Source organism: Burkholderia torrens, from assembly GCF_984668525.1.
This window is the reverse complement of sequence record NZ_OZ480211.1, coordinates 1,606,982-1,628,657: the sequence shown is the minus strand read 5'-3', so window position 1 is coordinate 1,628,657 and position 21,676 is coordinate 1,606,982. Positions and strand designations below refer to the sequence as shown.

Below are 21,676 nucleotides of genomic sequence, written 5' to 3'. Positions count from 1 at the left end.
CTTACAGGTCGAGCAGCAGGCGGGCCGGATCTTCCAGCGCATCCTTCATCGCGACAAGCGACAGCACGGCTTCGCGGCCGTCGATGATGCGGTGGTCGTACGACAGCGCGAGGTAGTTGATCGGACGGATCACGATCTGGCCGTTCTCGACGACCGGACGTTCCTTCGTCGCGTGCACGCCGAGGATGGCCGACTGCGGCGGGTTGATGATCGGGGTCGACAGCATCGAACCGAACACGCCGCCGTTCGAGATCGAGAACGTACCGCCCGTCATTTCCTCGATCGACAGCTTGCCGTCCTTCGCCTTCTGGCCGAATTCGGCGATCTTCTTCTCGATCTCGGCGAGGCTCAGCTGATCCGCGTTGCGCAGGATCGGCACGACGAGGCCGCGCGGCGAGCCGACAGCGATACCGATGTCGAAGTAGCCGTGGTAGACGATGTCGTTACCGTCGATCGACGCGTTCACGAGCGGGAACTTCTTCAGCGCGTGCACGGCCGCCTTCACGAAGAACGACATGAAGCCGAGCTTCACGCCGTGTTCCTTCTCGAACTTGTCCTTGTACTTGTTGCGCAGTTCCATGACCGGAGCCATGTTCACTTCGTTGAACGTCGTCAGGATCGCATTGGTCTGCTGCGATTCGAGCAGACGCTCGGCGATACGCGCACGCAGGCGCGACATCGGCACGCGCTGTTCCGGACGGTCGTTCAGCCACGTCGCTGCCGACGCCGGCACCTTCACTTCCGGCAGCGCCGGCTTCGCAGCAGCGGTCTTCGCCGGTGCGGCGGCCGGAGCAGCCTTCGGTGCGCTGCCTGCGGCCAGCGCGTCGCCCTTCGTGACGCGGCCGTCGCGGCCCGAACCTGCGACGTCGCCCGTCGACAGGCCCTTCTCCGCCAGCAGCTTCGCTGCGGCCGGCGATGCGGCGGCCGAGCTCGATGCCGTTGCGGCGGCCGGCTGTGCGGCCGGTGCGGCTGCAGCAGGCGCTGCTGCCGGCTTGACTTCGGCGGCACCTGCCGCTGCTTCGGCAGCACCTGCCTTTGCTTCGGTGTCGATCGTCGCGATCAACTGATCGGCAACCACCGTGTCACCGTCGTTCTGCAGCACTTGCGCGAGCACGCCCGCTGCCGGTGCCGGCACTTCGAGCACGACCTTGTCGGTCTCGAGTTCGATCAGGATTTCGTCCTGCGCGACTGCTTCGCCCGGCTTCTTCTTCCACTGCAGCATGGTCGCTTCCGAAACCGACTCCGAAAGCTGGGGGACTTTGACTTCTACGATAGCCATGTGATTTTCCTGGATGCTTAATCTGGGGTATGACGAGGTTCGTGCGATTCCTCCGGCCGATGCGGCGCGCCACGCGCCCGGCAGGCCAAGGAAGACGGGAAAGCGCCGCGCGCCTTCCCGTTTCGCTTCCGTCGGTTATTTCGCGATCGATCCGCTCTTCAGGCGGCCGAATGCCCCTTCGATCAGGGCCTTCTGCTGCTCGTAGTGCTTCGCGTAGTAGCCAACCGCCGGCGAGGCCGAAGCCGGACGGCCGCTGTATGCCAGCTTCTGCCCTTCCTTCATGCCTTCCTTCAGATGGTGCTCGACGTAGAACCAGGGGCCCTGGTTCTGCGGCTCGTCCTGCACCCAGACCACTTCAGTCGCGTTCTCGTACTTCTTCATTTCGGCTTCGAACTGCTTGTGCGCGAACGGATACAGCTGCTCGATCCGGATGATCGCGACGTCGTTCGCCTTCGCTTCGCGGCGATGCGCGACGAGGTCGTAGTACACGCGGCCCGAGCAGGCCAGCACGCGCTTGACCTTCTTCGCGTCGATGCCGCCGTCGGTTTCGCCCAGCACCGGCTGGAACGAACCCTTCGCCAGTTCCGACAGGTCCGACACCGCTTCCTTGTGACGCAGCAGCGACTTCGGCGTGGCGACGATCAGCGGCTTGCGGAACAGGCGGATCATCTGGCGGCGCAGCAGGTGGAAAATCTGCGCCGGCGTCGTCGGCTGAACGACCTGCATGTTGTGATCTGCACACAGCTGCAGGAAACGCTCGATACGCGTCGACGAGTGCTCCGGACCTTGCCCTTCGTAGCCGTGCGGCAGCAGCATCGTGAGACCCGACACGCGACCCCACTTCACTTCGCCCGACGAGATGAACTGGTCGATCACGACCTGTGCGCCGTTGACGAAGTCGCCGAACTGCGCTTCCCACAGCACGAGCGTGTTCGGCTCGGCGGTCGAGTAACCGTATTCGAAGCCCAGCACCGCTTCTTCCGACAGCACCGAGTCGATCACCGTGAACTTCGCCTGGCCTTCGGCGATGTTCTGCAGCGGCACGTACGTACCGTCGTTCCAGCGCTCGCGGTTCTGGTCGTGCAGCACCGCGTGGCGGTGCGTGAACGTGCCGCGGCCCGAGTCCTGGCCCGTCAGGCGCACCGAGTAGCCCGATGCGACGAGCGACGCGAATGCGAGGTGTTCGCCCATGCCCCAGTCGAGCGGCTGGTCGCCACGCGCCATGTTGCGGCGGTCGTTGATCACACGCTCGACGAGCGGGTGGACCTTGAAGTTTTCCGGGACCGTCGTGATGCGCTCACCGAGGCGCTTCAGTTCGGCGAGCGGCACGGCCGTGTCGGCTGCGTCCGTCCACTTGCGGTTCAGGAACGGAACCCAGTCGACCGCGTACTTGCTCTTGTAGTTCGACAGGACCGGGTCGACCGTGTGGTGACCGTCGTCCATCGCCTTGCGGTATGCCTTCACGTAGTTGTCGGCATCTTCCGCGGTGATCACGCCCTGCTGCACGAGTTTCTCGGCATACAGCGCACGGGTACCCGGGTGCTGCGCGATCTTCTTGTACATCAGCGGCTGCGTGACGGCCGGCGTGTCCTGCTCGTTGTGACCCAGCTTGCGGAAGCAGACGATGTCGATCACGACATCCTTGTGGAACTGCATCCGGTAGTCGATCGCGATCTGGATCGCGAGCACGACGGCTTCTGGATCATCGCCGTTCACGTGCAGCACCGGCGCTTCGATCATCTTGACCACGTCGGTACAGTACAGCGTCGAGCGCGCATCGCGCGGGTCCGACGTCGTGAAGCCGATCTGGTTGTTGATGACGATGTGCAGCGTGCCGTGCGTGCCGTAACCGCGCGTCTGCGCGAGGTTCAGCGTTTCCATCACGACGCCCTGGCCAGCGAAGGCCGCGTCGCCGTGGATCTGCACCGGCAGCACTTGCAGGCCGTCTTCGTCGCCGCGACGGTCCATCCGCGCCTTCGCGGAACCTTCGACCACCGGGTTCACGATTTCGAGGTGCGACGGGTTGAACGCGAGCGACAGGTGGACCGGGCCGCCTTCCGTCGACACGTCCGACGAGAAGCCCTTGTGGTACTTCACGTCACCGGCCGGCAGGTCGTCGACGTGCTTGCCTTCGAATTCGGCGAACAGGTCGGCCGGCATCTTGCCCAGCGTGTTGACCAGCACGTTCAGACGGCCGCGGTGGGCCATGCCGATGATGATTTCCTGCACGCCGCTCTTGCCTGCGTGCTGGACGACTTCGTCCATCGCCGCGATGAAGCTTTCGCCGCCTTCGAGCGAGAAGCGCTTCTGGCCGACGTACTTGGTATGCAGATAGCGCTCGAGGCCTTCCGCTGCCGTCAGGCGATTCAGGATGTGCTTCTTCTTGTCGATCGAGAACGACGGCGTCGCACGGGTCGACTCCAGGCGCTCCTGCCACCAGCGCTTCTGTTCCGGATCGCTGATGTACATGTACTCGGCGCCGATCGTGCCGCAGTACGTGTCGCGCAGACCCTTGACGATGTCACGCAGCGAAGCCTGGTCGAAACCGAAGTACAGGTTGCTTGCGCTGTACGTCTGGTCGAGGTCGCCTTCGGAGAAGTCGTAGAACGCGGGTTCGAGTTCGGGAATGGCGGGACGTTCGCGACGCTTCAGCGGATCCAGATTGGCCCATTGCGAGCCGAGGAAGCGGTAGGCGCTGATGAGCGACTGGACGTGGACCTGCTTGCGCGCGGTCGCGAGGTTGCTCGTGCTTTCGCGCGGAATGAAGGCATTGGCCTTCGCGCGCTCGGCGAACGATTCGACGATCGGGAAATGAGCGACGTCATTGGCATTCGAGCCGTCCGTTGCAGGCACGTTCTGCAGCGCGTCGAAATACTCTCGCCAGTTCTCCGGCACCGACGCCGGATTGTTGAGATATGCATCGTACAGTTCTTCAACGTACGAAGCATTGCCGCCGAACAGATAGGAGTTCAGCTGAAACTGCTTCATTACATCTGACATTTTACGCTCACCTTTCTTCGAGCTTCTCGAGAAATAGCGGGTTACTCAACCTTCCGCGACACGGCCTGACCGTTTAGCGGATTGCGAATCAAGTCTTGCTTGGAAGGACCTAAAACTTGCGTGCGCGCAGCATATCACAGAACCGATACCGGAGTTCACGGGGAAATGTGCCTGAAAGCGCCGCGCGACGGGGTTTTGCCGGATTGCCACGACCCGCGGGAACAGTGTTTTGCGGGTAATCCGGTTGCGCTTCGCGCAGATGCGGAAAAGGCTGCCCGAAGGCAGCCTTTTCCGTGACGCAGCGAACGGTCGAAATGCTTAGTCGACCGCACCTTCGCGGCTCGCGCGGCGACGCTCGTGCTCCTTCAGGAAGCGCTTGCGCAGGCGGATCGACTGCGGCGTCACTTCGACGAGTTCATCGTCGTCGATGAATTCGACCGCGTATTCCAGCGACATCTGGACCGGCGGCACGAGACGCACGGCTTCGTCGGTACCCGACGCACGCACGTTGGTCAGCTGCTTGCCCTTGATCGGGTTCACGACGAGGTCGTTGTCGCGGCTGTGGATGCCGATGATCATGCCCTCATACAGCGCGTCGCCCGGCTTCACGAACATGCGGCCGCGATCCTGCAGCTTCCACAGTGCGTAGGCCACCGCTGCGCCGTCGTCCTGCGAGATCAGCACACCGTTGCGGCGCTCGAAGACCGAACCGTCCTTGACCGGCGCGTACGAATCGAAAATGTGGCTCATCAAGCCCGTGCCGCGCGTGAGCGTCAGGAATTCGCTCTGGAAGCCAATCAGGCCACGTGCCGAGATCTTGTATTCCAGACGCGTGCGGCCGCGGCCGTCCGACGCCATGTCGAGCATTTCGCCCTTGCGGCGACCGAGCTCTTCCATCACGCCGCCCTGGTGTTCGTCTTCGAGGTCGACGGTCAGCAGTTCGTACGGCTCGTGACGCACGCCGTCGATTTCCTGCATCACGACGCGCGGACGCGACACGGCCAGCTCGTAGCCTTCGCGGCGCATGTTCTCGACGAGAATCGTCAGGTGCAGTTCGCCGCGGCCCGACACTTCGAACACCGTTTCGTCGCCGGTGTCTTTCACGCGCAGCGCGACGTTGTGGTTCAGTTCCTTCATCAGACGATCGCGGATCTGGCGGCTCGTCACGAACTTGCCTTCGCGGCCTGCGAGCGGCGACGAGTTGACGAGGAAGTTCATCGTCAGCGTCGGCTCGTCGACGGTGATCATCGGCAGCGCTTCCGGCGTATCGACCGCACAGATCGTCGCGCCGATGCCGACGTCTTCAATACCGTTGATCAGCACGATGTCGCCCGCTTCGGCCGACTCGACCTGCACGCGCTCGAGACCCTTGAACGACAGCACCTGGTTGATCTTGCGGTTCAGCACGTCGCCTTCCGGGCCGAAGCGCATCACGACCGGCTGGCCCGGCTTGATGCGGCCGCGCGTGATGCGGCCGACGCCGATCCGGCCGACGTACGTCGAATAGTCGAGCGACGTGATCTGGAGCTGCAGCGGCGCTTCCGGATCGGCCGGGCGAACCGGCACGTGCTCGAGGATCGCCTCGAACAGCGGGCGCATGTCGCCGTCGCGCGCAGCCGGGTCGAGCGACGCGTAGCCGTTCAGGCCCGACGCATAGACGATCGGGAAGTCGAGCTGCTCTTCGGTCGCGCCGAGCTTGTCGAACAGGTCGAAGGTCTGGTTGATCACCCAGTCGATCCGCGCGCCCGGGCGGTCGATCTTGTTGACGACGACGATCGGCTTCAAGCCGAGCGCCAGCGCCTTCTTCGTGACGAAGCGCGTCTGCGGCATCGGGCCCTCGACGGCGTCGACCAGCAGCAGCACCGAGTCGACCATCGACAGCACGCGCTCGACTTCACCACCGAAGTCCGCGTGCCCCGGCGTGTCGACGATGTTGACGTGCGTGCCTTCGTATTCGACCGCGCAGTTCTTCGCGAGAATCGTGATCCCGCGCTCTTTTTCGATGTCGTTCGAATCCATCACCCGCTCCGCAATCTGCTGGTTGTCGCGGAAGGTGCCGGACTGGCGGAGCAGTTGGTCGACGAGCGTGGTCTTGCCGTGGTCGACGTGGGCGATGATGGCGATATTGCGAAGGGCGCGGGTCATAGAAACCTGGAAATCGTTTGAACGCGCAAACGCGCGCGCTCGTTTTTCACGGGGCGCGCGCGTTGCAGCTTGAAGAGCCACAAATTATAGCACGTGTGCGTGTCGATAGCTGAGCCTCGCGTTGCAACGCAGCAAAACGGGCAGCGCAGCGCCCTCTCCCGAATCGGCCAACCCTCGTCCGCCCCACCGCGGCCGGCCGAAAAACCTTATCAAAATAAGGGATTTTCGCCGCACAGAGCGCGCGTTTTGCCGTTCGATTAACATTTGCCGCGGCAAGCAATTGTGCCTATACTGCTGCCTAGTCAACTATTGCAGCTTCAGGGTTTTATGTCGGATTCTTCTACCCAACCGCCCGTTTCGCCGCTGTCCACGTATCAGATGAACGACAGCGTCGGCTATCTGATGTCGCGCGTGAAATCCGTGATGACCAACCTCGTCACGCAACGCACGCAGGAAGAGCTCGGCATCACGGGCACGCAGGCGAGCATGCTGTTCATGATCGCGGTCGGCAAATGCTCGACGGCCGCCGAGCTCGCGCGCGAATACGGGATCGATGCGAGCGCGGTCACGCGCCTGCTCGACCGGGTCGAGAAACGCGGCCTGCTGTCCCGCGTGCGCAGCATCGAAGATCGTCGCGTCGTCCGCCTCGAGCTGACCGACGAAGGCCGCGCGCTCGCCGAACGGCTGCCGCCCATTTTCCGCAGCGTGCTCGACCAGGTGCTGGACGGGTTTACGCCGGAAGAAGTCGGGTTCCTGAAGAGCATGCTGCGCCGCATTCTCAGCAACTATTGCGAGACGGCCGGCAGTAGCATCGCGTAATAGTTGCCATAACAATTACTTTTGACAGATTAATGTAAGGAAATCCTTGCAGTGTCCATCATTCATTCCGAGTCAGGGGTCAGCGCGATGAAATCCTCCCCGTTGTCCGTGCGCGGCGGGTCGTACCGCGCTGCCGTCGCCGCCGCGGTCGCCGCATTCGCACTGGCAGGCTGCGCAAACTACATCGGCATCAAGAGCGACAAGCAGATCGCCCCCGCGTCGCAATTCGAGTCCGCCCAGAGCATCCCCGCTCAGGGCGGCCAGTGGCCGGCGCTCGACTGGGCCAACCAGTTCGGCGATCCGCAACTGCCGAAACTGATCGACGAAGCGCTGCAGGGCAATCCGTCGATCGCGCAGGCGCAGGCACGCATTGCGAAGGCGTCGTCGTACATCGAGTCGTCGCGTTCGAACCTGATGCCGAAGGCCGAAGCCAGCTATTCATGGACGCGCGAGCTGTACTCGTCGAACGCGCTGTTCCCGCCCCCGTACGGCGGCCAGTGGTACAGCGAGAACAACGCGCTCGCGAGCGCGTCGTGGGAACTCGACCTGTGGGGCAAGAACCGCGAACGCCTGCACACCGCCGTGTCGCAGGAAAAGTCCGCGGAAGCCGACATGCAGCAGGCACGCATCACGCTCGCGTCGTCGGTCGCACGCACCTACAACTCGCTCGCGCAACTCTATGCGCTGCGCGACATCGCGCAACGCGAGATCACCAACCGCCAAACGGTCGGCAAGATCACCGACGGCCGTGTGTCGGCCGGCCTCGATACCAACGTCGAACGCCAGACGGCCCGCGGCAACATCGCGACGACGCAGGCTTCGCTGTCGGACCTCGACGGCCAGATCACGACGGTGCGCTACCAGCTCGCCGCTTTGCTCGGCAAGGGGCCAGATCGCGGGCTGCAGATCGCCGCACCCGTGATGAACCCGACCGCCGAAGTCGCGCTGCCCGGCAACCTGCCGGCCGATCTCGTGTCGCGCCGCCCCGACATCGTCGCCGCGCGCTGGCAGGTCGAGGCCGCGATGCACGACGTCAAGGAAGCGAAGGCCGAGTTCTTCCCCGACGTGAACCTCGCGGCCGGCTTCGGTTTCGATGCGTTCGGCTGGGGCAAATTCCTGAACTTCGCGAGCCGCCAGGCCCAGTTCGGCCCGGCGATCCACCTGCCGATCTTCGATGCCGGCGCGCTGCGCGCGCAGCTGAAGGGCCGCTATGCGGACTTCGACCTGTCGGTGGCGAACTACAACCAGACGCTGATCAGCGCGCTGAACGACGTCGCGACGCAGGTTGCATCGATCCGCGCGGTCGACCGCCAAATGGGCGATGCGCAGAACGCACTCGACGCGTCGACGCGCGCCTACGATCTCGCGGTGATCCGTTACAAGGCCGGCCTGTCGCCGCAACTGCAGGTGCTGACCGCAGACAGCAACCGCCTCGCCTCCGAGCAGACGGTGACCAACCTGAAGATGCGCCGTCGCGACATGCAGCTCGCACTGATCAAGGCGCTGGGCGGCGGGTTCGATGCGACCGGTACGCCGCTCGCCGCGCCCGACGCAGCCAAGCCGACAAAACAGGCCGCCAACTGATCCGGCGCCACCACTACGCAGACACTCGAAATAACGGACGGAGAGAATCGCCATGAGCGACCAACAAAACGCGGCCAGCGCGCAGCCGCAGAACAACGGCAAGCGCAAGCGAATGATGACGCTGCTCGTCGCGGTCATCGTGATCGCGGCCATCGCGTACGGCCTGTATTACTTCCTCGTTGCCCGCTTCCATGAAGGCACCGACGATGCATATGTGAACGGCAACGTCGTGCAGATCACGCCGCAGGTCACCGGCACCGTGATCGCCGTGAAGGCGGACGACACGCAGACGGTCAAGTCCGGCGACCCGCTGGTCGTGCTCGACCCGGCCGATTCGCAGGTCGCGCTGCAGCAGGCGGAAGCCAACCTCGCGCAGACGGTGCGCCAGGTGCGCGGCCTGTTCGTCAACGACGATCAATACCGCGCGCAGGTCGCGCTGCGCCAGTCCGACCTGTCGAAGGCCCAGGACGACCTGCGCCGCCGCGTGGCCGTCGCGCAGACGGGCGCCGTGTCGCAGGAAGAAATCTCGCATGCACGCGACGCCGTGAAGGCCGCGCAGGCATCGGTCGACGCCGCGCAGCAGCAGCTCGCGTCGAATCGCGCGCTGACCGCAAACACGACGATCGCATCGCACCCGAACGTGATGGCCGCCGCCGCGAAGGTCCGCGACGCGTACCTCGCGAATGCGCGTAACGTGCTGCCGGCGCCGGTCACCGGCTATGTCGCGAAGCGCTCGGTGCAGGTCGGCCAGCGCGTGTCGCCGGGTACGCCGCTGATGTCGGTGGTGCCGCTGAACGCCGTGTGGGTCGACGCGAACTTCAAGGAAGTCCAGCTGAAGCACATGCGCATCGGCCAGCCGGTCGAGATGACGGCCGACATCTACGGCTCGTCGGTCACCTACCACGGCAAGGTCGTCGGTTTCTCGGCCGGTACGGGCTCGGCGTTCTCGCTGCTGCCGGCGCAGAATGCGACCGGCAACTGGATCAAGGTCGTGCAGCGCCTGCCGGTGCGGATCGAGCTCGACCCGAAGGATCTCGACAAGCATCCGCTGCGCATCGGCCTGTCGATGCAGGTCGACGTGGACATCAAGGACGAACGCGGCGACCAGCTCGTCAACGCGCCGAACACCGTCTACGAGACCAACGTGTTCGCGAAGTACGGTGACGAAGCCGACGCCGAAATCGCGCGCATCATCGCCGAGAACGCAGGCGGCAACGCGTCGGCCCCCGTCGCGGCGAAGCCGACCAGCGCCGCGAAAATGATGTAATCGTTCCGACTCCGGAAAGACAACCGACATGGCACAGGCTCCTGTCTCCTACCCGCCCTTGCAGGGCGGGAAACTTTTGCTCGGGACGGTCGCGGTATCGCTCGCGGTGTTCATGAACGTGCTCGACACGTCCATCGCGAACGTCGCGATCCCGACCATCTCGGGCGATCTCGGCGTATCGTCCGACCAGGGCACGTGGGTCATCACGTCGTTCGCGGTTGCAAATGCGATTTCGGTGCCGCTGACGGGCTGGCTGACCGATCGCTTCGGGCAGGTCCGCCTGTTCCTCGCATCGATCATCCTGTTCGTCATCTCGTCGTGGATGTGCGGCCTCGCGCCGAGCCTGCCGTTCCTGCTCGCATCGCGCGTGCTGCAGGGCGCGGTCGCGGGCCCGATGATTCCGCTGTCGCAAGCGCTCCTGCTGTCGAGCTATCCGCGTGCGAAGGCACCGATGGCGCTCGCACTATGGGCAATGACGACGCTGATCGCACCGGTCGCCGGCCCGATCCTGGGCGGCTGGATCTCGGACAACTACTCGTGGCCGTGGATCTTCTACGTCAACATCCCGGTCGGCATCGCCGCCGCCGCCGCGACGTGGATGATCTACCGCGATCGGGAGTCGGCCGTGCGCCGCGCGCCGATCGACGGCGTAGGCCTCGCGCTGCTGGTCGTCTGGGTCGGCTCGCTGCAGATCATGCTCGACAAGGGCAAGGATCTCGACTGGTTCGCGTCGACGACCATCGTCGTACTCGCGCTGACCGCCGTCATTGCGTTTGCGTTCTTCGTCATCTGGGAGCTCACCGCCGAGCATCCGGTGGTCGACCTGTCGCTGTTCCGCATGCGCAACTTCACCGGCGGCACGGTCGCGCTGTCGATCGGGTACGGCCTGTACTTCGGCAACCTCGTGCTGTTGCCGCTGTGGCTGCAGACCCAGATCGGCTACACCGCAACCGACGCCGGCCTCGTGATGGCGCCGGTCGGGTTGTTCGCGATCCTGTTGTCGCCACTCACCGGGAAGTATCTGCCACGCACCGATCCGCGCTTCATCTCGACGGCGTCGTTCCTGACGTTCGCACTGTGCTTCTGGATGCGCTCGCGCTACACGACGGGCGTCGACGAATGGTCGCTGACGCTGCCGACACTCGTGCAAGGTATCGCGATGGCCGGCTTCTTCATCCCGCTCGTGTCGATCACGTTGTCCGGCCTGCCCGGCCACCGCATTCCTGCGGCGTCCGGCCTGTCGAACTTCGTGCGGATCATGTGCGGCGGCATCGGCACGTCGATCTTCCAGACCGCGTGGGACCACCGCAACAACTTCCATCACGCGCAACTGGTCGAGCAGGCGAACCCGTACAACCCGACGTTCAACCAGGCCGTCACGCAGATGGGCAACCTCGGGTTGACGCCGGACCAGGCACACGGGCTCATCAACAACCTGGCGACGCAGCAGGCCGCACAGCTCGGCGTTAACGATCTGTTCTATATCTCGGCGGCGATCTTCGTGTTGCTGATCGGACTGATCTGGATCACCAAGCCCGAGCGCGCGGGCGGCGGCGATGCGGGAGCGGCGGCGTCCGCGGCGCACTGAGCACGATGCCGTAACGCTGACGCGTCAAACAAAAAAGCCCGGTCGATTCGACCGGGCTTTTTCTTGTGCCGATTGCGGCACGCTGGCGCCGCTACGTCAGGCCGCCGTCACGACGAGCCGTTCCGGTGCGAGCACGCCATTCGCCTTGCGTGCCACGCCGAGCAGCCGCGTGGCGTCGTACACGCGCACGCGCTCGCCGTCAGCCGCCTCGATCGGCCCGAGTTCCGACAGCGGCAGGCGCTGGCCATGCAGGAACCGTTTCGCGGACGCATCGTCGAGACGAACGGACGGGAACGTCGACAGCAACGCATCGACCGGCTGGAGCCACGCATCACGCGCCGATTCCGCTGCATCCGACAGCGCATCGAGCGTCACCGCATGTTCGAGCGTCAGCGCACCGACGCCCGTGCGACGCAACATCGTCAGATGCGCACCGCAACCGAGCGCCTCGCCGATATCTTCCGCGAGCGTACGCACGTAAGTGCCCTTGCTGCAGGTCACGCGAAACGTCACGTCGGGCATCTCGCAAGCGAGCAGCTCGAGTACATGGATCGTCACGTTGCGGCCTTCCCGCTCGACGGTCTGGCCCGCGCGTGCGTATTCGTACAACGGCTTGCCGTCGCGCTTGAGCGCCGAATACATCGGCGGCACCTGCACGATCTCACCGGTGAAACGCACGAGCGCGGCTTCCACCGCGGCCCGGTCGCATTCGACGGGCCTCGTGTCGATCACGTCGCCTTCCGCATCGCCGGTGGCCGTGCGCTGGCCAAGACGCATCGTCGCTTCGTAGGTCTTGTCGGCCTCGAGCAAGTCCTGCGAAAACTTGGTCGCCTCGCCAAAACACAGCGGCAGCAGGCCCGATGCCAGCGGATCGAGCGTGCCGGTGTGACCGGCTTTCTTCGCGAGGAGCAGGCGCTTCGCGCGAATCAGCGCATCGTTGCTCGACAGGCCGACCGGCTTGTCGAGCAGGAGGACGCCGTCCAGCATGCGCCGGGGCACGCGCGGACGTTGGGGTGCTGCAGTCGTCATAGGCCGGTCGAGCTCAGTCGTCCTTGGCCGGCGCGTCGGCCTCGTCGTCGTCCTTCGCGCGCGTCGAGTTCGCTTCCTTGATCAGGCGCGACATTTCGACGGCCTTCTCGATCGTCTGGTCGTAATGGAAATGCAGCGTCGGCACCGTGTGAATGTGCAGGCGCTTGAACAGCAGGTTGTGCAGGTGACCCGACGCGTGATTCAGCGCCTCCTGCGTCTTTTCCGGATCGCCGGTGAGCGCAGTGAAGTAGACCTTCGCGTGCGCGTAGTCCGGCGTGAGCTCCACGCTCTGGATGGTCACGATGCCGATACGCGGGTCTTTGACCTCGCGCATGATGAGCTCGGACAGATCGCGCTGAATCTGGTCGGCGATCTGAACGTTGCGATTGGGGGAAGTACGTTTCCTGGACATGATCGATCCGTGATCCGTTTATCAGGATAAAGCGGCGGCCATTGTCGGCACGCCACCATGAAAATGGGCGGGACAGGCCCAAGCCTGCCCCGCCCATGAGCCGATGCGCGACGATTACAGCGTACGCGCGACTTCGGTCACTTCGAAGACTTCGAACTGGTCGCCTTCGACGATGTCGTTGAAGTTCTTCACCGACATACCGCACTCGAAGCCTTGCTTCACTTCCTTCACGTCGTCCTTGAAACGCTTCAGCGATTCGAGTTCGCCCGTGAAGATCACGACGTTGTTGCGCAGCACGCGCACCGACGACGAGCGCTTGACGATACCGTCCGTCACCATACAGCCGGCGACCGCACCGATCTTCGGCACCTTGAAGACCTGGCGCACCTCGACCATGCCGGTGATGACTTCGCGCTTCTCCGGCGCCAGCATGCCCGACATTGCCGCCTTCACCTCATCCACTGCGTCATAGATGATGTTGTAGTAACGGATGTCGATGCCGTTCGCCTCGGCCAGCTTGCGTGCCTGTGCATCCGCACGCGTGTTGAAGCCGATGATGACCGCCTTCGATGCCGTCGCGAGGTTGACGTCGTTTTCGCTGATGCCGCCCACCGCGCTGTGCACGATCTGTACGCGCACTTCGTCGGTCGACAGCTTGAGCAGCGACTGCACGAGTGCTTCCTGCGAACCCTGCACGTCTGCCTTGATGATGAGCGGCAGGTTCTGCACTTCGCCTTCGCCCATCTGTTCGAGCATGCTTTCCAGCTTCGCGGCCTGCTGCTTCGCCAGCTTCACGTCGCGGAACTTGCCCTGGCGGAACAAGGCGATTTCACGCGCCTTGCGCTCGTCCGGCAGCACGATCACTTCTTCACCGGCGCCCGGCACTTCCGACAGACCCTGGATTTCGACCGGGATCGACGGGCCAGCTTCCTTCGCCGGCTTGCCGTTCTCGTCGAGCATCGCGCGAACACGGCCGTAAGCGGTACCGGCCAGCACGATGTCACCACGGTTCAGCGTACCGGACTGCACGAGGATCGTCGCGACCGGGCCTTTACCCTTGTCGAGCTTCGCTTCGATCACGATGCCCTTGGCCGGCGCTTCGACCGGTGCCTTCAGTTCCAGCACTTCGGCCTGCAGCAGCACGTTCTCGAGCAGATCGTCGATACCCGCGCCCGTCTTGGCCGACACCGGCACGAACGGCGAATCGCCACCGTACTCTTCCGGCACGACGCCTTCCGCGACCAGCTCCTGCTTGACGCGATCGGGGTTTGCGTCCGGCTTGTCGATCTTGTTGATCGCCACGACGATCGGCACACCACCCGCCTTCGCGTGGGCGATGGCTTCCTTCGTCTGCGGCATCACGCCGTCGTCGGCTGCCACCACCAGCACCACGATGTCGGTCGCCTTCGCGCCGCGTGCACGCATTGCCGTGAACGCTTCGTGACCCGGCGTATCGAGGAACGTGATGACGCCACGCGGCGTGTCGACGTGATAAGCGCCGATGTGCTGCGTAATGCCGCCCGCTTCGCCAGCGGCAACCTTCGCGCGGCGGATGTGGTCGAGCAGCGAGGTCTTGCCGTGGTCGACGTGACCCATGACCGTGACGACCGGCGGACGCGGCAGTTGCTCCGCATCGGTACCCGTTTCGCCTTCGACGAGCAGCGCTTCCGGATCGTCCAGCTTCGCGGCAACCGCGCGGTGGCCCAGTTCCTCGACGATGATCATCGCCGTTTCCTGGTCCAGCACCTGGTTGATCGTGACCATCTGGCCCATCTTCATCATCACCTTGATGACTTCGGAGGCCTTGATCGACATCTTGTGCGCGAGATCGGCAACCGACACGGTTTCCGGCACGTGCACTTCACGGACGATCGGTTCGGTCGGCGCCTGGAACGTCGAGCTGTCCTGGTGACGGCCGCGACCCTTCGGGCCGCCGCGCCAGCCGCGGTCGACACCGCCGCTCGAATCGCCGCGCGTCTTGATGCCGCGGCGCTTCGACGCATCGTCCTGCCAGCCGCCCTTGCCTGCGCCCGGCTTCTTGTTGCGGTCGCCCGCGCCTGCCGGCGCCTGCGTCGTCGCCGGGGTGGCAGCACCGGCCGGCTTCTTCACGGCCGGACGCGCCTGCGCGCCTTCCGGCTTCGCCGGCTTGTGCAGCGTACCCTTCGCTTCGGCCGGCTTCGGCGGCTCGACCGGCTTCGGCGGCTCGACTGCCTTGACCACGGCCTTGCGCGGCGTGTTCATCATTTCGCGGATCGCGCGTGCTTCGGCTTCCGCCGCCGCGCGACGCTTGCTGATCTCTTCCTGCTCGGCGCGCGCCTTGTCCGCCGCCTCGCGGGCTGCGTCCTCGGCCTTCTTCGCCGCTTCGCGCTGGGCCGCACGTTCGGCGGCCGCACGGGCTTCGTCCTGCGCGGACTGTGCGCTTGCCGTTTCCTGCTCGGCCGCGGCAGCCTGCTGCGCGGCCGCCTGCTGCTGTGCTGCGGCAGCTTCGGCCGCGGCACGCTTCGTCGCCGCTTCTTCCTCGGCGCGACGGCGCTCGGCTTCAGCCGCTTCCTCGCGGGCGCGGCGTTCAGCTTCTTCGCGCTCCAGGCGTTCCTGGCGCTCGCGCAGTTCCTGCGCCTGCTTCTCGAGCAGCTCAGCCTCGCGGCGCGCTTCTTCCTCGCGACGCTTCAGTTCGGCATCGTCGTCCGCTTCGGCGACCTGCGCCTGACCCTGTTCCGCACCCTCGCTCACGTCGTCGCGTTTGACGAACGTGCGCTTCTTGCGGACCTCGACCTGAATGGTGCGAGCCTTGCCCGTCGCGTCAGATTGCTTGATCTCCGACGTGTGCTTGCGGGTCAGCGTGATCTTGCGCTTGTCGCCGTCGGTTGCGCCGTGCGACTTGCGCAAATGATCGAGCAGACGCGCCTTGTCCGTTTCGGACAGCGCATCGTCTTCACTCGCTTTCTGGACGCCCGCTGCCTGCAGCTGTTCGAGCAGCACACCAGCAGGCATTTTCAGTTCCGCGGCAAATTGGGCTACGTTGTTACTCGCCATTCATTCCTCTTAGTGCAAGGACCGATTCCTTGCGGTTAGCATCGGGTCAGGCCATACGGCCGCCATCAAATCAGTGCGCCATGGTCATTTCTCACTGGAACCAATGTTCACGTGCTTTCATGATCAACGCCTTAGCGGCATCCTCTTCCATTCCGGTCAGGTCGACCAGTTCATCCACTGCAAGCTCGGCGAGATCGTCCCGCGTCTGCACACCGTGTTCGGCCAGCTTCGCGAGCAGCTCCGGCGTGATGCCGTCGAGGCTCTTGAGATCCAGCGCGGCGTTCTCGACCTTTTCTTCGTTCGCGATAGCCATCGTCAGCAGCGCGTCGCGTGCGCGGTTGCGCAGTTCGTGCACGGTGTCCTCGTCGAACGCTTCGATTTCGAGCATTTCGTTGAGCGGCACATAGGCGATCTCTTCGAGGCTCGTGAAGCCTTCGTCGATCAGGATGTCGGCAACTTCTTCGTCGACGTCGAGACGCGCCATGAACAGTGCACGCAGCCGGTCACGCTCTTCACCCTGCTTCAGGGCGGATTCGTCCGGCGTCATGATGTTGATCTGCCAGCCGGTCAGTTCACCGGCGAGGCGAACGTTCTGACCACTGCGGCCGATCGCGACAGCCAGTTCGTTCTCGTCGACGACGACGTCCATCGAATGCTTTTCTTCATCGACGACGATCGACTGGACGGCTGCCGGCGCGAGCGCGCCGATCACGAACTGGGCGGGATCCTCCGACCATAGCACGATGTCGATGTTTTCGCCACCGAGCTCGTTGCGCACGGCCTGCACACGCGAACCGCGGATGCCGACGCAGGTGCCGATCGGGTCGATCCGCTTGTCGTAGGCGATCACGCCGATCTTCGCGCGCACGCCCGGATCACGGGCAGCCGCCTTGATCTCGAGCAGGCCCTGCTCGATTTCCGGCACTTCCATCTCGAACAGCTTCATCAGGAACTCGGGCGCCGTACGCGACAGCTCGATCTGCGGGCCGCGCGCGGTGCGGTCGACCTTCGCGATGTACGCACGCACACGGTCGCCCACGCGCAGGTTTTCCTTCGGGATCAGCTGATCGCGGCGCAGCAGCGCCTCGACACGGCCCGATTCGACGATGAAGTTGCCCTTGTCGAGGCGCTTCACCGTACCGGTCATGATCTTTTCGCCACGCTCGAGGTAGTCGTTCAGGATCTGCTCGCGCTCCGCGTCGCGCACCTTCTGCAGGATCACCTGCTTCGCGGCCTGCGCGCCGATGCGGCCGAACTCGATCGACGGAACGGGTTCCTCGACATATTCGCCGACTTCGACGTCGGGCTTCTGCTCACGCGCTTCGAACAGCAGGATCTCGCGATCCGGCTCCTGCAAGCCTGCCTCGTCGGGTACGACGAGCCAGCGACGGAAGGTTTCGTGCTCGCCGCTTTCGCGATCGATATGGACGCGGATTTCGGCGCCTTCGTCGAACAGCTTCTTGGAAGCGGAAGCGAGCGCAGCCTCGAGGGCGCCCAGCACCACATCCTTGTCGACGTTTTTCTCGCGCGCCAGCGCATCCACCAGCATCAACACTTCGCGACTCATTATTTGCGGCTCCTAAAGTCAACTTGCGGAATCAGGCGGGCTTTGTCGATATCGGCCAGCGTGAAATCCAGCATGGCTGCCTCGCCCTTCTTCCCCTCAAATTCCAAACCGATCGTTTCGCCATTCGGCGCGTGCAGAATGCCCCGGTACGTCTTGCGCCCGTCCAGCGGCTTTTTCAAGGTCACGGAGACTTCGCTGCCAGCGAAGCGCTCGAAGTCGGCCAGCTTCTTCAACGGGCGGTCGAGCCCCGGGGACGAGACTTCGAGCCGTTCGTAATCGATGTTTTCGACCGTCAAGACGTGCTGGAGCTGACGCGTGACCTTTTCGCAATCTTCGAGCGAGATGCCGGCAGGCTGATCGATATAGATGCAAAGCATGCCGCGCCCGGTGCGCTCGAGATCCACCAGCTCGTAGCCGAGCCCGGTGACCGTGGTTTCTATCAGTTCCGTCAGTTGCACTGTGTCCTCTCAGGTGTTCGCGCCCGCCGCTCGCGATTCACCCGCGGGCGCGCGCCTTAGCCGGCGCAGGAAGCGCTACCCGAGATGCCTAACCGTTTCAGCAAAAAAAAATGGGCGGAACGCCCATCTTCTTACTGGTGGTCGCACCTGAGCCGCACATTGAATCCGTACGCCCAGCGACTCCGCGATTATAGCGATTTTTGGCGCAAACGCCAAGCCAGCCGGTAAAAGCAGCGCGTCGTCCGCCTTTACCGACCCAAAAATGCGAAATCGGGTTATCCGATCAGCCGGCACCCCACCCTGCCAGGCCGGAGATCGGCCATGCCGACTGCGATGCAGCGGCACGCGACTATATATAGTCGAAAGCGATCGGCGCACTGCGCCGTGCCGGAAAAACCGGCGGGATGCCAATCGGGCCGGCACGCCGGCGGCTTTGCGCCGCCGTGCGCCGACATGCGTTCAGCGGCTGCGCGTGCGGCTGCGCTGCGGACGCTGGCCGCCGCGCGGACCGCCGCCGTTGCCGGCGCCTTCAGCGCGATTGCCGTTCGGATTGCGATTGCCGCCGCCCTTGCTGCCGCCGCGCTTGCCGCCCGCGCCTTCGCGCTTGGGGCCCGCACCGTACGACGCGCGATTGCCGTCGACATCGCGGCCGCCGCCCGCACGGTTGCCGTCACGACCGCCCATGCCGCCACGGTTGCCATCGCGACCGCCGCCGGCACGGTTACCGTAGCCCGACGGCGAAACCGGCAGGCTGCCGTAGCCGCTCAGGCCCGGCAGGCCCGGCGCGCCGCGCCGGCCGCCACCGCGACGCGGCTGGTCGAGTTGCCCGTGCGTCGTCAGCACCGGCTCACGACTGATGAAACCCATCGATGTTTCCATCGGATCGGGCTGACGGCGCTCGGCCGCGCCGGCACCGCCGCGCTTGCCCTTCTCCTCGGTCGGCGCCTTCAGGCCGACGGTCGCCATCAGCTTGCGCACTTGTGCGTCGTCGAGCTCTTCCCAGCGGCCACGCTTCAGGCCGCGCGGCAGCGGGATCGGGCCGTGACGCGTACGGATCAGGCGGCTAACCATCAGGCCGACCGCCTCGAACATCCGGCGCACTTCGCGGTTGCGGCCTTCGGCCAGCGCGACGTGGTACCAGTGGTTCGTCCCTTCGCCGCCGCCATCGCGGATGCGCAGGAAATTCGCCGGGCCGTCATCGAGCTCGACGCCGTGCAGCAGCTTCTGCCGCATCCCTTCAGCCAACTCGCCGACGACGCGCACCGCATACTCGCGCTCGACGCTGTAGCGCGGGTGCATGAAGCGGTTCGCGAGATCGCCCGAAGTCGTCAGCATCAGCAGACCTTCGGTGTTGAAATCGAGGCGGCCGACCGCAAGCCATTTCGCCGTCTTCATCGGCGGCAGGCGATCGAACACCGACGGACGGCCTTCCGGATCCGCGTGGCTGACGATCTCGCCGGTCGGCTTGTGGTACAGCAGCACGCGCGGCGGCTTGTTCGGCAGCTTGCGCTTGACCGGCTTGCCGTTGATCCGCACCTGATCGGTCGGCATGATGCGCTGGCCGATGTGTGCAGGCTCGCCGTTCACCGACACGCGGCCGGCGACGATCAGTTCTTCCATTTCGCGGCGCGAGCCCATGCCCGCCTCCGCCAGCACCTTGTGAAGCTTCGGCGCGTCGTCGTCCGGCGACAGCACGCGCTTGTTCGCCGGCTGGTTGCGGCCACGGCGCAGCATCGGTGCACGCACGCCGCCGCCGCCCGCGGAGTTGTCCGCGTCGAATGCCGGCGACGTCACGTACGCGAACAGCTCGTCCTGGGACGCATCGCCTTCCGCCTTGACCGGGCCGCCTTCGGCCTTCGGCGCACCGCGCCGGCTCTGACCGCCCTGGCCGGACTTGGCCGCACCTTCGCGCTTGCCGGCCGGCTTGCGACCGCCCTTGGCCGCACCGTCCTTGCTGCGCGGCGCACGCGCCGGCTGCGCTTCGGCAGCCTCGGCCGGCTGCGCATCCGCGCCCTCGCCGCCCGGCTGCTCGCCTTCGCCCTTCGACTTGGCGGCCGCGCGACGCCGCGCGATCAGGCTGCGCGGGCCGCGCCGCAAACCGCGGCGGGGACGCTCGTCGCCACCGGCCGAAGCGTCCTGCTCCGGCGCATCGTCGGCGCGTGCTGCCTGCACGGCAGGCGCGGACGATTCAATATCGTGGATATCTGTCAAAACAACCTCAAAATGTCAGGTCTCGCGCCCGGCGCGGGCGCGGCAAGATGTTGGCCGCGATCAGGCGCGACGCTGTTCGGGTTCTGCTTCGTCGTCCGGCAACGCGTCGGCGCCGATGGGCGCGCTGGCGCTTCGTACGGCATCCGCGAGACTGTCGGACGTGTCGTCCAGCATCTCGTCGTCCGCAGGACGGGAACGGGACGCGTTGGCCTGGTCAGCCTCGCCGGGCGTGACGCCGGCCGCTTCCGCTCCGTCTCCGGCAGCCGCTTCGGCGGCCGGCTTGCGATCTTCCTCGCTCCAATCCGCTCGCAGCGGCTCGGACTGCACATCGGTCGGCACTGCTTCGGCGCCAACCTCTTCCGTTTGTTCCGCGTGCCCGCGATCAGCCTCGAGCGTATCGCGGCCCGGAATTTCCTGCGTCGACGCGACGTCGGCCGTGGCATCGCCCGGCTGGCGGACCGATGCGTCGTCCGCCGGCGCCTGCGGCAGATCGCCCGCTGCGTCGTCTGCAACCGGCACGTCACCGTCGAAATCCATGGCCTGTTGCGCGAGCAGCGCGGCCTCGATGTTCGCGGCCGGCTCTTCGAGCGCAGGCAGGTCGTCGAGCGCCTTCAGGCCGAGATCGTCGAGAAACTGCTTGGTCGTCGCATACAGCGCCGGGCGCCCCGGCACGTCGCGATGGCCGATCACCTCGATCCAGCCGCGATCCTCGAGTTGCTTGACCACCTGCGTGTTGACCGTGACGCCGCGAATCTCTTCGATGTCGCCGCGCGTGACGGGTTGCCGGTACGCGATGATCGCGAGCGTCTCGAGCACCGCGCGCGAATACTTCGGCGGTTTCTCGGGATGCAGGCGATCCAGATAATGACGCATCGCCGGCTTGCTCTGGAAGCGCCATCCGGTCGCGAGCGCCACCAGTTCGACGCCGCGGCCGGACCAATCCTGTTTCAGATCTTCGAGCAACGTGCGGACCGTGTCAGCCGACACGCCGTCGGCAAAGAGCTTGCGCAAATCGCCGAGCTTCAGCGGTTCCTGCGCGCAGATCAAAGCAGTCTCGAGGACGATCTTCGCCTCTTGGGTATTCATGCAGCTAGGCCAGACCCTGTGGTCAAACGAACCGGATCAACAAACAGACGAAAGGAACGGAAGACGCGCTCGCCCGATTCTGATCGGTCATATTGATGGGAGCACGAACCGGGGGCGGCGAACCAACTTCAGGCCAGGCCCAAACCGGACGGAACAGCACGGCTCAACGACGGAACCGCGTGACTGAACGCCATATTA

The 21,676-nt window shown here is 64.9% G+C and carries 14 protein-coding genes; 4 read left to right on the top strand and 10 right to left on the bottom strand.

All coding sequences use genetic code 11. From position 1 onward, the window contains the following. Nucleotide 1: 1 nt before the first annotated feature. From odhB to typA, 3 genes are all read right to left on the bottom strand, one after another. Entirely contained in the window at nucleotides 2-1,279 is a 1,278-nt protein-coding gene (gene odhB / locus AC5LXX_RS07500; protein WP_124454841.1) for a 2-oxoglutarate dehydrogenase complex dihydrolipoyllysine-residue succinyltransferase, read from the bottom strand. 135 nt (nucleotides 1,280-1,414) lie between these two features. Next, entirely contained in the window at nucleotides 1,415-4,279 is a 2,865-nt protein-coding gene (locus AC5LXX_RS07495; RefSeq protein WP_124454839.1) for a 2-oxoglutarate dehydrogenase E1 component, read from the bottom strand. A 318-nt stretch (nucleotides 4,280-4,597) separates the two neighbouring features. Further along, nucleotides 4,598-6,424: a translational GTPase TypA gene (typA, locus tag AC5LXX_RS07490; RefSeq protein WP_493402931.1), complete on the bottom strand. Its 1,827-nt coding sequence runs from the start codon at nucleotides 6,422-6,424 to the stop codon at nucleotides 4,598-4,600. Between the two features lie 327 nt (nucleotides 6,425-6,751). On the opposite strand from typA, the gene AC5LXX_RS07485 reads away from it, so the two are divergent. The 4 genes from AC5LXX_RS07485 to AC5LXX_RS07470 all read left to right on the top strand — a co-directional run bounded on the left by AC5LXX_RS07485 (nucleotide 6,752) and on the right by AC5LXX_RS07470 (nucleotide 11,682). Beyond that, on the top strand, nucleotides 6,752-7,243 hold the full coding sequence (locus AC5LXX_RS07485) for a MarR family winged helix-turn-helix transcriptional regulator (protein WP_124454835.1): 492 nt from the start codon (nucleotides 6,752-6,754) through the stop codon (nucleotides 7,241-7,243). An 87-nt stretch (nucleotides 7,244-7,330) separates the two neighbouring features. Then, nucleotides 7,331-8,827 (top strand): efflux transporter outer membrane subunit, encoded by a 1,497-nt coding sequence (locus AC5LXX_RS07480; RefSeq protein ID WP_493410994.1) that lies wholly within the window; start codon nucleotides 7,331-7,333, stop codon nucleotides 8,825-8,827. 52 nt (nucleotides 8,828-8,879) lie between these two features. Then, nucleotides 8,880-10,094: an HlyD family secretion protein gene (locus AC5LXX_RS07475; protein WP_124454831.1), complete on the top strand. Its 1,215-nt coding sequence runs from the start codon at nucleotides 8,880-8,882 to the stop codon at nucleotides 10,092-10,094. A 28-nt stretch (nucleotides 10,095-10,122) separates the two neighbouring features. Beyond that, a complete protein-coding gene (locus AC5LXX_RS07470) occupies nucleotides 10,123-11,682 on the top strand; it encodes a DHA2 family efflux MFS transporter permease subunit (protein ID WP_493410993.1) in 1,560 nt (519 codons plus the stop codon). Nucleotides 11,683-11,778: 96 nt separating this feature from the next. Here AC5LXX_RS07470 and truB read toward each other — a convergent pair whose 3' ends face one another. The 7 genes from truB to scpB all read right to left on the bottom strand — a co-directional run bounded on the left by truB (nucleotide 11,779) and on the right by scpB (nucleotide 21,478). Beyond that, the gene (gene truB / locus AC5LXX_RS07465; RefSeq protein ID WP_493410992.1) at nucleotides 11,779-12,711 is read right to left on the bottom strand and encodes a tRNA pseudouridine(55) synthase TruB; all 933 of its coding nucleotides are present in this window, start codon (nucleotides 12,709-12,711) and stop codon (nucleotides 11,779-11,781) included. A gap of 13 nt (nucleotides 12,712-12,724) precedes the next feature. After that, nucleotides 12,725-13,123, bottom strand: coding sequence for a 30S ribosome-binding factor RbfA (gene rbfA / locus AC5LXX_RS07460; RefSeq protein WP_034190142.1), 399 nt, complete (start codon nucleotides 13,121-13,123; stop codon nucleotides 12,725-12,727). 114 nt (nucleotides 13,124-13,237) lie between these two features. Next, complete coding sequence (infB, locus tag AC5LXX_RS07455) at nucleotides 13,238-16,156, bottom strand: translation initiation factor IF-2 (protein WP_124454825.1); 2,919 nt, start codon at nucleotides 16,154-16,156, stop codon at nucleotides 13,238-13,240. 91 nt (nucleotides 16,157-16,247) lie between these two features. After that, a complete protein-coding gene (gene nusA, locus AC5LXX_RS07450; protein WP_048020756.1) occupies nucleotides 16,248-17,723 on the bottom strand; it encodes a transcription termination factor NusA in 1,476 nt (491 codons plus the stop codon). Next, the gene (rimP, locus tag AC5LXX_RS07445; protein WP_011351796.1) at nucleotides 17,723-18,181 is read right to left on the bottom strand and encodes a ribosome maturation factor RimP; all 459 of its coding nucleotides are present in this window, start codon (nucleotides 18,179-18,181) and stop codon (nucleotides 17,723-17,725) included. Before rimP ends, nusA begins: the two co-directional genes overlap by 1 nt. 459 nt (nucleotides 18,182-18,640) lie before the next feature. Next, complete coding sequence (rluB, locus tag AC5LXX_RS07440; RefSeq protein ID WP_493410991.1) at nucleotides 18,641-20,392, bottom strand: 23S rRNA pseudouridine(2605) synthase RluB; 1,752 nt, start codon at nucleotides 20,390-20,392, stop codon at nucleotides 18,641-18,643. A gap of 60 nt (nucleotides 20,393-20,452) precedes the next feature. Then, complete coding sequence (gene scpB / locus AC5LXX_RS07435) at nucleotides 20,453-21,478, bottom strand: SMC-Scp complex subunit ScpB (protein WP_493410990.1); 1,026 nt, start codon at nucleotides 21,476-21,478, stop codon at nucleotides 20,453-20,455. Between the last annotated feature and the right edge of the window lie 198 nt (nucleotides 21,479-21,676).

What these genes read in the sequence shown, in the direction of transcription:
- typA (WP_493402931.1), bottom strand. Translation starts at nt 6,424, where the DNA reads ATGACCCGCGCCCTTCGCAATATCGCCATCATCGCCCACGTCGACCAC.
- AC5LXX_RS07475 (WP_124454831.1), top strand. Translation starts at nt 8,880, where the DNA reads ATGAGCGACCAACAAAACGCGGCCAGCGCGCAGCCGCAGAACAACGGC.
- AC5LXX_RS07470 (WP_493410993.1), top strand. Translation starts at nt 10,123, where the DNA reads ATGGCACAGGCTCCTGTCTCCTACCCGCCCTTGCAGGGCGGGAAACTT.
- AC5LXX_RS07485 (WP_124454835.1), top strand. Translation starts at nt 6,752, where the DNA reads ATGTCGGATTCTTCTACCCAACCGCCCGTTTCGCCGCTGTCCACGTAT.
- nusA (WP_048020756.1), bottom strand. Translation starts at nt 17,723, where the DNA reads ATGAGTCGCGAAGTGTTGATGCTGGTGGATGCGCTGGCGCGCGAGAAA.
- AC5LXX_RS07495 (WP_124454839.1), bottom strand. Translation starts at nt 4,279, where the DNA reads ATGTCAGATGTAATGAAGCAGTTTCAGCTGAACTCCTATCTGTTCGGC.
- scpB (WP_493410990.1), bottom strand. Translation starts at nt 21,478, where the DNA reads ATGAATACCCAAGAGGCGAAGATCGTCCTCGAGACTGCTTTGATCTGC.
- rbfA (WP_034190142.1), bottom strand. Translation starts at nt 13,123, where the DNA reads ATGTCCAGGAAACGTACTTCCCCCAATCGCAACGTTCAGATCGCCGAC.
- infB (WP_124454825.1), bottom strand. Translation starts at nt 16,156, where the DNA reads ATGGCGAGTAACAACGTAGCCCAATTTGCCGCGGAACTGAAAATGCCT.
- truB (WP_493410992.1), bottom strand. Translation starts at nt 12,711, where the DNA reads ATGACGACTGCAGCACCCCAACGTCCGCGCGTGCCCCGGCGCATGCTG.
- odhB (WP_124454841.1), bottom strand. Translation starts at nt 1,279, where the DNA reads ATGGCTATCGTAGAAGTCAAAGTCCCCCAGCTTTCGGAGTCGGTTTCG.
- AC5LXX_RS07480 (WP_493410994.1), top strand. Translation starts at nt 7,331, where the DNA reads ATGAAATCCTCCCCGTTGTCCGTGCGCGGCGGGTCGTACCGCGCTGCC.